General features: G+C 65.3%; 9 protein-coding genes. 8 read left to right on the forward strand and 1 reads right to left on the reverse strand.

The genetic code is table 11. From position 1 onward, the window contains the following. Nucleotides 1–215: 215 nt before the first annotated feature. The gene (locus ACODS9_RS26150; RefSeq protein ID WP_489095092.1) at nucleotides 216–881 is read right to left on the reverse strand and encodes an HAD family hydrolase; all 666 of its coding nucleotides are present in this window, start codon (nucleotides 879–881) and stop codon (nucleotides 216–218) included. 196 nt (nucleotides 882–1,077) lie between these two features. Between ACODS9_RS26150 and ACODS9_RS26155 the strand changes: the two genes are divergently transcribed. From ACODS9_RS26155 to ACODS9_RS26190, 8 genes are all read left to right on the forward strand, one after another. Next, on the forward strand, nucleotides 1,078–1,488 hold the full coding sequence (locus tag ACODS9_RS26155; RefSeq protein WP_401108318.1) for an acyl-CoA thioesterase: 411 nt from the start codon (nucleotides 1,078–1,080) through the stop codon (nucleotides 1,486–1,488). 268 nt (nucleotides 1,489–1,756) lie between these two features. Continuing rightward, complete coding sequence (locus ACODS9_RS26160) at nucleotides 1,757–2,284, forward strand: thioesterase family protein (RefSeq protein WP_052752599.1); 528 nt, start codon at nucleotides 1,757–1,759, stop codon at nucleotides 2,282–2,284. A gap of 164 nt (nucleotides 2,285–2,448) precedes the next feature. After that, nucleotides 2,449–3,210 (forward strand): hypothetical protein, encoded by a 762-nt coding sequence (locus ACODS9_RS26165; RefSeq protein WP_401108321.1) that lies wholly within the window; start codon nucleotides 2,449–2,451, stop codon nucleotides 3,208–3,210. A 3-nt stretch (nucleotides 3,211–3,213) separates the two neighbouring features. Next, entirely contained in the window at nucleotides 3,214–4,812 is a 1,599-nt protein-coding gene (locus tag ACODS9_RS26170; protein WP_489095093.1) for a hypothetical protein, read from the forward strand. A 70-nt stretch (nucleotides 4,813–4,882) separates the two neighbouring features. After that, a complete protein-coding gene (gene lexA, locus ACODS9_RS26175; protein ID WP_111532881.1) occupies nucleotides 4,883–5,491 on the forward strand; it encodes a transcriptional repressor LexA in 609 nt (202 codons plus the stop codon). Continuing rightward, a complete protein-coding gene (gene imuA, locus ACODS9_RS26180) occupies nucleotides 5,491–6,111 on the forward strand; it encodes a translesion DNA synthesis-associated protein ImuA (RefSeq protein ID WP_489095094.1) in 621 nt (206 codons plus the stop codon). Before lexA ends, imuA begins: the two co-directional genes overlap by 1 nt. A 6-nt stretch (nucleotides 6,112–6,117) precedes the next feature. Then, complete coding sequence (locus ACODS9_RS26185; protein ID WP_489095095.1) at nucleotides 6,118–7,536, forward strand: Y-family DNA polymerase; 1,419 nt, start codon at nucleotides 6,118–6,120, stop codon at nucleotides 7,534–7,536. Continuing rightward, on the forward strand, nucleotides 7,533–10,607 hold the full coding sequence (locus ACODS9_RS26190) for an error-prone DNA polymerase (RefSeq protein ID WP_489095096.1): 3,075 nt from the start codon (nucleotides 7,533–7,535) through the stop codon (nucleotides 10,605–10,607). The genes ACODS9_RS26185 and ACODS9_RS26190 overlap by 4 nt, the downstream gene beginning before the upstream one ends. Nucleotides 10,608–10,676 lie beyond the last annotated feature (69 nt).

Here is a 10,676-nt window from a genome sequence, read left to right on the forward strand (position 1 = left end):
CTGGGGCGCAGCGCTTGACGGGCATCCATGCCCGTCACCTCCCTGCGCAAGACCTGCGTTCGGCCTCCTGAAGTCGCGAAGTTACGGGCGGCGCCTGGGATGACGCAGCTGTCGCTAGCGGCTTCGGGGATAGACTTCTGATCAGTAACAGCAACAGCTCGAGCGCTTGCAGGACTCAACCCGACCTATTGCGCAATGCCACAAGCACCAATCGTTCAGGCCGTGGCCTGCATCCGCGCGATGATGTCCCACAACCGCGGATCGTCATAGTCCTCGATCACCAACCGCGCTCCGGCTTCCAGCAGTCGTTCGGCCGGCTGGGTAGTGGCCAGGCCCACGGTGAAGATGCCTGCATCGACAGCCGCCTTGACGCCAGGCAGCGAGTCCTCGAAGGCCAACGCCTGGCCGGCCTGGGCCTGCAGGCACTGCAGCCCGGTGAGGTAGGGCAGGGGATCAGGCTTGGGCCGTGCCAGCTCATCGGCGACCAGGACATGAGCGAAACGCTCGCCAAGGCCCATGGCCCCGAGCATGTGCTCGGCGTTCAGGCGCGGCGCGTTGGTCACCACGCACATGCCGATGCCGTGCTGCTCGGCATGTGCCAGCAGGCGCAGCAGGCCGGGCATGGGTGTCAGGGTTGGCGACAGTTCGCGGAACAACGCCTCCTTGCGCTCGGCCAGGGCCTGGCGGTGGGCGGCGTCGGCCTGGGGGAACAGCTCGGCGAACAGCAGGCCGTTGGAGCGGCCGCTGACCTGGGTGTTGAACTGCTCCTGGGTCAGCTCGCGGCCATCGTGGTCGTGCAGCAACTTGCGGAAGGCTTGCAAGTGCAGGGTGTCGGTATCGGTGAGGGTCCCATCGAGATCGAACAGCAGGGCGGTCAGCATCGGGCATCCTTAAGGGGGAGAAACCATTCAGCAGCATCTTATGCCATCAGCATTGGAAAGTGCAGTTGGCCGGTTCTTTCGCGTTTTCGGCACAAGGCTCACAGGCGCGGGGCTGCCGAGCAAACGCTCCAGCCCCAAGAGACCCTGAACGGTTACTATCGGCTGCCAGGCATCCACTGCACGGAGCACTCACCCCATGCCTTTCGTTACCACCCGCAAGATCCTGTTCGGCGATTGCGACCCCGCCGGGATCGTCTACACGCCGCGTATCAGTTACTTCGTCATCGAGGCGATCCACGAGTTTCTCTCCCATCAGCTGGGCGGCGAAGGCCTGCGCAAGCTGTTCGCCATGGGCGTCATGCCGCCGGCACGGGCATTGTCCATCGAGTTCCTGGCGCCGATGGCCTGGGACGACCTGATCCGCGTGCACGTCAGCAGCGGGCCGCTCGGCCGCACATCGTTCAGTTTCGCTGTGGAAGGGGTCGGAGCCAGTGGCGAGGCATGTTTCCGCGCCAGCATGACCCAGGTATGCGTCTGCCCCGATAGCAAGCAACCGGTTGAACTGCCCGAGGCTCTACGCCAGGCACTGAGCAGTACCTCGGACTGATGTGCATCACCACGGATAGATATTTCATCAAGCAACAAACGTTTCAGCATCAATTGGATATAAAGTCCAAACGTGACCGGTTATTCAGTTGCGTTTTTCCGTTTAATTGAGGCTGTTGCCACTGGTTGCTCCTGGTGAAAGCTGTTAGCTTTCGCCCCGCTCCGGAATTAAACAAGCAGGCCTGCAACGCGCCGCTTGCGGCCACCCGAACAAACAACGGGTGATCGAACAGGGAACGATAATAAAAATCCTAGGGAGGGATAACCGGATGAATCTCTACATCCGTCTGTTGCTGGCTGTTCTGCGCGGTTTCTTCAAGCCGCCGATGGCCCTGACCGACACGCTGCAGCGAACGCTGCGAGTCTGGCCGAACGATATAGATATCAATAAACACATGAACAACGGCCGTTACATGACGATTGCCGATCTGTTCATGCTGGAACTTTGCCTGCGCGCGAAAATCCTCATTCCTGCCTTCAAGTTGGGCTGGAAGCCCATGCTCGGCGGTAATCTGGTTGTCTATAAAAAGCAACTTTCCATGTTCGAGCAGTACACCGCCGAGTTCAGCATCTGCTGCCTCGACGAAAACTGGACCTACTTCCAGTACACCTTCTTCAACCGTGCCGGTGAAGTGGTGGTGACTGGCTATTCCAAGGGCGCCTGGGTCGGTCGTAAAGGCCTGGTCGCCAACGCGGTGATCGCCGAAAAGCTCAAGGTCGAACCCACTACCGCGCCAATGCCCGAAGCCATCAGGAAATGGCTTGAGGCTGAGGCCCACGTGCTCGGCAAGGCCTGAGCCAGGCCGCGTCGCGGCCCACTTGGCAAACCCCGCACCCACGTAATCCGTCCATTGCTCCACGGTACCGGGCCTCTGGCCTGGCGCCGCGCGCGGCAGGCTTTGCCGTGCCTGGCATTCGCGCCTGCCCCACGTCGATCCATGAATGAGTAGGGAAACACCTCATGCCGAACACCTTGTTGTTGATGCTGGTTCTTTTCGCGGTCTTTCTACTGGTCGCCGAGCTGTTCAGGCGCTACCGCCTGGTGGGCCTGACCTTCTTCGTGCTGTCGCTGCCGGCGTTGCTGGTGCCGAACGCCAACCTGTTCATGCGCATCAAGACCATCAGCGTGCTGCTGCCCATGTGCTTCCTGGCTTACGCCAGGTACAGGCCGAAAATCGAAGGTTTCATCTACAAGCTCATCTACGTGGTGATCGTGCTCAACATCATCGAAGCCTCGGTGATCGACTGGCAAACCGGCAACGTGCTCAATATCGTCGCCGCCGTGGGCCTGATCCTGTGCCTGCCGTACTCGCGCCAGCACTGGGAGATCTCTGGCCGTCATCACGATTTCGTGGTGCGCGTCCCTGCCTACTGGCCCTACCTGTACACCACCTGGAACCTGTGCTTCCTGTACTCGGCGCGGATCACCACCTTCGGCTACGCACTGCCGCTGTTGCTGGCGCCGGTGGCCTACGCCTTGCTCCTGCGCCGCTCCGACCTGTACTTCCAGGCCCGCGCCTACACCTTCGGCTTCTACCTGTTCGTGCGCACCATCGCCGGCGACACCCCGCTGATGAACCTGCCGGCCTTCGACCTGACGACCTGGTACAGCCCCGACGCCGCGCTCGCCTGGAGCGTGGTCAACGTGATTTTCACAGGCGCCTGCCTGTACAGCTACGGCGCAAGCCGCAAGAAGAACAAAGCGATCGAACAAGGAGTGTGAAGCATGTTGGAAGTTATCCTGCTGGCGTTTTTCATCACCGCCAGCCCGGTGATCCTGTTGATGAGCAAGACCCGCGCCGAGCCATTGAAGCATGTGTACATCGGCCTGTATTACGTAAAGTTCGTACCGTTGCTGCTGTCGTTGTACGCGATCAACCTCAGCGCCAGTTTCCTGGCCTGGAAGTGGGTGCAGCTGAAATGGCTGCTGCCTCGCTACTTCGGCTACCGCCACTACAACCGCGACTCCATCTCGATGGAGAGCACGGCGATCCCGGGCACTGACTACCACATGGGCTACATCCCCAAGAAACTGCCCGCCGAACTGGTCTATCGCTGGAGAAAAGACAAGGTCTACCACAACTACATCCAGTCGATCATCAAGGCCAACCGCGACTACTACAAAGTACCGCTGGGCCAGTTCCCGCAACCGACGGCGATTTCCGACGAGGACCTGAAAGTCTTCCTGATGTCGTCGCAGATCACCCACTACCTGCAGACGATCGATGGCGTGTCGACCTTCGACATGCGTGATTTCACCCGCGAGATCCGCCTGTCCAGCTCGGTGTTCGACGTGGCCAGCATTTCCATCGCCCAGGACTTCGCCACCGACAGCATGCGCATCACCCTGCGCGACGGCTTCAGCGTCGGCCCGGGCGAGCCGCACTGGGACCTGGCAAAGGTGTACTTCATGTCGAACACCATGGTGTTCTTCATCCTCGGCGCGCACCTGCACCACCACCTGTTCTTCGCCGAAATGGGCGCGGCGTTCCTGTTCAACCTGGTGCCCAAGGATTCCAACTTCCACAAGCTGATGGACCCGCACACCGCCTATATCCTGATGCTCAACCACCAGTTCAAGGAATCGCCGCTGTCACTGCGCGAAACCACAGGTATCGCCGACAAGTTCCTCTACAGCTGCATCGGCTACTACTCGGCGCAGACCTTCTACAAGGTCGGCTATGAAAACGCCCTGAACATGTACAACAAGCGCGACACCGAAGACCAGGCGCTGACCCAGAAATTCGAGATCAAGTTCGCTATCCCGTTCGACCAGTACCTCAATGGCCAGCACGCGCTCAACGCCCAGTACCGCGACTACTACGCGGCGGTGCTGAAGTTCGTCACAGCCAGTTACGACGACCTGCTGCGCGACGGCTCCGAACCCTACATCAACAACTGGGTCGCCGAGCTGTGCCGCTATGTCAACCTGCCGTGCCAGGCCAATGACAAGGCCTTCAACATCGAAGTGATCGCCACCTATATCTGGTACGTGTCGTTCGTCCACTCCCTGGAGCACTACCAGTTCCACAAGTACAAGATGAACTACTGCCTGCTGACCCGGCTGCCGTTCGCGGTCGCCAAGCACCTGCCAGCGGACCAGGTGTTCAGCCAGTACGACATCTGGAAGTCCAAGCACATCGTGCACACCTTCGGCAAGAACCACCTCAATGCCGGTGTCTCGGAAAGCTATGCCGACCTGGACTACAAGTTCCGCGACCTGCCGTTGATCGACAAGCAGGCGCAACTGAAGAAGGACGTACTCGCGCTGCTGGAGAAACACCAGACGCCAAACGAGGCGATCGCCTTGTCCATTCGTTACTGAGCCTGGGCGAGGAGGGCCGGCGACGAAGGGGTCTGTTCAGCTTTTGCGGAAAGGAGTACAAATGTGCTCCATGGACAATTTATCCCCCAAACGCCGCGCCATCCTCGAATTCATCCGCGAGCGCATCACCGATCAAGGCCAGCCGCCATCACTGGCCGACATCGCCGAGCGCTTCGGTTTCGCCTCGCGCAGCGTGGCGCGCAAGCACATCACCGCCCTGAGCCAGGGCGGCTTCATCGACGTCACGCCCAACCAGGCGCGGGGTATCCGCCTGGCCGAGCCGCTGCGTCGGCCCGAGATCCTCGAAGTGCCGGTGCTCGGCCAGGTTGCCGCCGGTGCGCCGATCGGGCCCGATCTCGATATCCACGAGCAGTTGCTGCTCGACCCCAGCCTGTTCCGGCGTACCCCCGACTACCTGCTCAAGGTGCGCGGCGACTCGATGGTCGACGATGGCATCTTCGACGGTGACCTGGTCGGCATTCGCCAGCAGGGCGAGGCCCGCGACGGGCAGATCGTGGTCGCCCGGCTCGACGGCGAGGTGACCATCAAGCGCCTGCAGCGCACCCGCGACGGCTATCGCCTGCTGCCGCGCAACCCGGCCTATGCCCCCATCGACGTCAGTCCCGAGCGCGAGTTCTTCATTGAAGGCGTGTTCTGCGGCTTGCTGAGGCGTGACTGATGGGCGCGGTGGTCGAACTCGACCGGCTGCTCGACCAGCGCCAGGTATGGCGCGGGCGGCAGGCCCAGGCGCGCCCGCAGGGCCTGCAGCCCACGGGGCATGCCGCCCTCGATGGTCGGCTGCCGGAAGGCGGTTGGCCGGCGGCGTCGCTCAGTGAGCTGCTGCTGGCCAGCCCCGGCTGCGGTGAGTTGCAGTTGCTCTGGCCTACGCTTGCCCGGCTGAGTGGGGAAGGGCAGCGGGTGGTGCTGGTGGCGCCGCCGTTCATCCCTTATGCACCGGCTTGGCAGGCTGCCGGGGTCGACCTGCGCTGGCTGGTGCAGATCGACGCCGAGGCCGGCGACGCCCTGTGGGCGGCCGAGCAGTGCCTGCGCTCGGGCAGTTGCGCCGCGGTGTTGTGCTGGCCGGAGCGTGCCGATGATCGGGCGCTGCGGCGTTTGCAAGTGGCCGCGGAAACCGGCAACGCGCTGGCGTTCGCCTGTCGCCCGCGACAGGCCGCGCTGAACCCATCGCCCGCCGCCTTGCGCATCGCCCTCGACCTGCGCCCGGCACAATGGCGCGTGCTCAAGTGCCGGGGCGGCCTGCCGCCTGCCACACCCATCGCCTGCCCAGGGCAGGGGTGATGCACCATGCTCTGGGCCTGCATCCTGTTACCCCAGCTGGCGCTGGACACTGCCCTGCGCGAGCGCGACGACCCCGAGGCGCCGCTGGTGCTGCTCGGCGGGCCGCCGCAGCGCCGCGTGCTGCGGGCGGTCAACCTGGCAGCCAGTGCGCTGGGCCTGCGCGCCGGCCAGGCCTTGACCGCCGCCCGCGCCCTGGCCGACGGTTTCACCTGCATCGAGGTCGAGCCGGCGCGTATCGAGCAGTTGCAGCAGTTGCTCGCGGCCTGGGCCTACCGTTTCAGTGCCCAGGTCAGCCTGCACTATCCCCGTGCACTGCTGCTTGAGGTGGGCTCGAGCCTGCAACTGTTCGGCCCGTGGCCGTCGTTCGAGGCGCGCCTGCGCCAGGAACTGGCGGCACTCGGCTTGCGCCAGCGCATCGTGCTGGCCAGCAACCCGGTGGCGGCGAGAATGCTCGCCAATGGCCATGATGGCCTGGCGCTGACCTGCCCGCAGGCGACCCGCGCCGCCTTGCTCGACATGCCCGTCGAGCGTGTCGGCCTGCCCGGCGAGGCAGCCGAAGCCTTCGCCCGCATGGGCCTGCGCCGCCTCGGGCAGGTGCTGGCGCTGCCCCGTGATGCCCTGGCCAGGCGTTTCAGCGCCCAGGTGCAGTTGCACCTGGACCAACTGCTCGGCCTGCGTAGCCTGGGGCTGGATTTCTACCAGCCGCCCGACCGTTTCGAGGCGCGGCTGGAGCTGAACTTCGACGTCGAGTCGCACCAGGCGCTGCTGTTCCCCCTGCGTCGTCTTATCCACGACCTGGCGGCTTTCCTCGCCGGGCGTGACTGTGGCGTGCAGCGGTTCGAGTTGCACCTTGAGCATGCCGAAGGCGCCGACACCGTGCTCAAGGTCGGCCTGCTGGCCGCCGAGCGTGACGCCTCGCTGTTGTTCGAGCTTGCCCGTGGTCGCCTGGAGCCGCTGCGCATACCGGCGCCGGTGCGCAACCTGCGGCTGCTGGCCGCCGACCTGCCACCGTTCGTGCCCCAGCACCAGGCGCTGTTCGACCCGCGTGCGCAGCAGGCCCAGCCTTGGGACCAGTTGCGCGAGCGCCTGCGTGCGCGGCTGGGCGATGACGCGGTCAAGGGCTTGCGTGCCGAGGCCGATCATCGCCCCGAGTGTGCCTGGCAAGGGGTGGAGCAGGGTGGGCAGGGCCATTTGGTGATGGCCCCTGGTCGGCGCCCCGGCTGGTTGCTGCCGGTGCCTCAGGCGCTGTCCGAGACCGGCCTGCAACTGCTCGGGCAGGCCGAGCGCATCGAGTCCGGCTGGTGGGACGGTGGTGATGTGCGGCGCGACTACTACCGCATCGAAACCCGTGATGGCCTGCGCGGCTGGGCCTTCCGCGACCTCGCGGCCCCGGGGCAGTTGTGGCTGCAAGGCTGGTTCGCATGAGCGCCCCCGGCTACGCCGAACTGCACTGCCTGTCGAACTTCAGTTTCCAGCGTGGCGCCTCCAGTGCCGACGAGCTGTTCCGCCGCGCCCGCGAGCAGGGTTACCACGCCCTGGCGATCACCGACGAATGCACCCTGGCGGGCATCGTCCGGGCCTGGCAGGCGGCAAAGCAGCATCAGGTGCGGTTGATCGTCGGCAGCGAAGTGCGGGTGCACCAGGGGCCGAAGCTGGTCCTGCTGGCACAGGACCTTGCCGGCTACCAGAGCCTCTGCGCCTTGATCACCCGCGCCCGGCGGCGTTCGCAGAAGGGCAGCTACCAGTTGCTCGTCGAGGACCTCGAGGCCTATCACCAGGGCTTGCTGGCGCTGTGGGTGGCCGAGCCGGACGACAGCGCCGGGGCCTGGCTGCAGCCCCTGTTCGCCGGGCGCCTGTGGCTGGCGCTGCACCTGCACCGCGGGGCCGACGACGCCCAGCGCCTGGCCTACCTGCGCGCGCTAGGGGCGCGGCTCGATATTCCGCTGGTGGCCTGCGGCGATGTGCACATGCACGTGCGCGGACGGCGGGCGCTGCAGGACTGCATGACCGCCATCCGCGAACATTGCGCGGTCGCTGAGGCGGGGCGGTACCTGTTCGCCAATGGCGAGCGTCACCTGAGGTCGCTCGAGCAGTTGCGCGAGCTGTACCCCGACGATCTGCTCGCGCAGGCCACACAGGTCGCGGCGCGCTGCACGTTCGACCTGTCGCAGTTGCAATACCGATACCCGCGTGAGCTGGTGCCCGAGGGGCAGACCCCGGCCAGCTGGCTGCGCGAGCTGTGCCGGCGAGGGTTGCCCGAGCGCTGGCCCCAGGGCCCGAGTGCCAAGGTGCGCACGGTGCTGGAGCGGGAGCTGGCGCTGATCGAGGAACTGGGCTACGAGAGTTACTTCCTCACTGTCCACGACATCGTCGCCTTCGCCCGTCGCCAGCGCATCCTCTGCCAGGGGCGCGGCTCCGCGGCCAACTCGGTGGTGTGCTTCGTCCTCGGCATCACCGAGCTCGACCCGATGGAACACCGCCTGCTGTTCGAACGCTTCCTTTCCCGCGAGCGCAACGAGCCGCCGGACATCGACGTGGATTTCGAACATGAGCGCCGCGAAGAGGTGATCCAGTACGTATTCCAGCGCTACGGCCGGCATCGGGCGGCGCTCACCGCGGTGGTCAGCAGCTACCACGCCGCCGGCGCGGTGCGCGATGTGGCGCGGGTGCTCGGCCTGCCGGCCGACCAGGTGGATGCCCTGGCCAAGTGCTGCGGGCGCTGGAGCGATCGCATCCCGGATGCCGCTCGCCTGGCCGAGGCCGGGTTCGATGCGCACAGCCCGTCGCTGCGGCGCATCCTGGTGCTGGCGGGGGAGCTGATCGGCTTTCCCCGGCACCTGTCGCAACACCCGGGGGGCTTCGTCATCTCCGAACAGCCGCTGGACCAGCTGGTACCGGTGGAGAACGCGGCGATGGCCGAGCGCACGGTGATCCAGTGGGACAAGGACGACCTGGACATGGTCGGCCTGCTCAAGGTCGACGTGCTGGCGCTGGGCATGCTCAGCGCGCTGCGCCGCTGCTTCGACCTGATCGCCCGGCACCGGGGGCGCAAGTACACGCTGGCCACCCTGCCCAAGGAAGACCCGGCCACCTACGCCATGATCGGCCGCGCCGAGACCATGGGCGTGTTCCAGATCGAGTCGCGGGCGCAGATGGCCATGCTGCCCCGGCTCAAGCCGGTGAAGTTCTACGACCTGGTGATCGAGGTGGCCATCGTCCGTCCGGGGCCGATCCAGGGCGACATGGTCCACCCCTACCTGCGCCGCAGGCTCGAACAGGAGCCGGTCACCTACCCATCGGAAAAGCTCAAGGCCGTTTTCGAGCGCACCCTGGGCGTGCCGCTGTTCCAGGAACAGGTGATGGAACTGGCCATGGTCGCCGCCGACTACAGCCCCGGCGAGGCCGACCAGTTGCGTCGCAGCATGGCCGCCTGGAAGCGCCATGGCGGCCTGGAGCCGCACCGCGAGCGGCTGATCGCGGGCATGCTGCGCAATGGCTACGAGCTGGCCTTTGCCGAGCGTATCTTCGAGCAGATCAAGGGCTTTGGCAGCTACGGTTTCCCCGAGTCCCACGCCGCCAGCTTTGCCCTTTTGTGCTACGCCAGCAGCTGGCTCAAGTGCCATGAGCCGGCGATCTTCACCTGCGCGCTGGTCAACAGCTGGCCGATGGGCTTCTACAGCCCCGACCAGTTGCTGCAGGAGGCGCGCCGCCAGGGTATCGAGGTGCGCCCGGTGGATGTGTTCCACAGCGAGTGGGATTGCACCCTGGAGGCACTGGGCGAGAACGAACTGGCCATCCGCCTGGGCCTGCGCCAGATCCGCGGCTTCAGCGAGGACGATGCCCGGAGCCTGGAGCAGGCGAGGGCGCAGCGCCCCTGGCGGGATGTCGAGGACCTGTGCCTGCGCGCCGGGCTCGATGGCCGGGCCCGGGCGCGCCTGGCCGACGCCGGGGCATTGCGCGGGCTGGCCGGCGACCGCCACCAGGCGCGCTGGCAGGTGGCGGCGGTGCAGGCGCAACTGCCGTTGTTCGCCGAAGTCGGATCGACACTTGAACAGGCGGTGGCCTTGCCTGCACCAAGCATTGCCGAAGACCTGGTCGCCGACTACGACACCCTGGGCACCACCCTCGGGCCGCATCCCCTGACCCTGTTGCGGACACGCTTGCGCGCGCAGGGGTGTCGCAGTTCAAGGGAGCTGGCAGGGGTCGAGCATGGCGACAACATCGCCGTCGCCGGCATCGTGGTCGGGCGCCAGCGACCACAGACCGCCAGTGGCGTGACCTTCGTCACCCTCGAGGACGAGCATGGCATGGTCAATGTGGTGGTCTGGCGCGACCTGGCCGAGCGCCAACGGCGCGAACTGGTAGGTTCGAAGTTGCTCAAGGTGAGCGGGCGGCTGGAGCAGGAGAGCGGGGTGCGGCACCTGATCGCCCGGCGCCTGGAAGACATCAGCCCGCTGTTGCAGGGGCTGGATGTGCGCAGCCGGGACTTTCACTAGGCTCTGTACGAAACGTATCTGCACTCGCCCATACTGCGTTGAAACGGGGCTCGGAATGCTCATGTACTC

It is taken from the genome of Pseudomonas sp. FG36, from assembly GCF_057809275.1.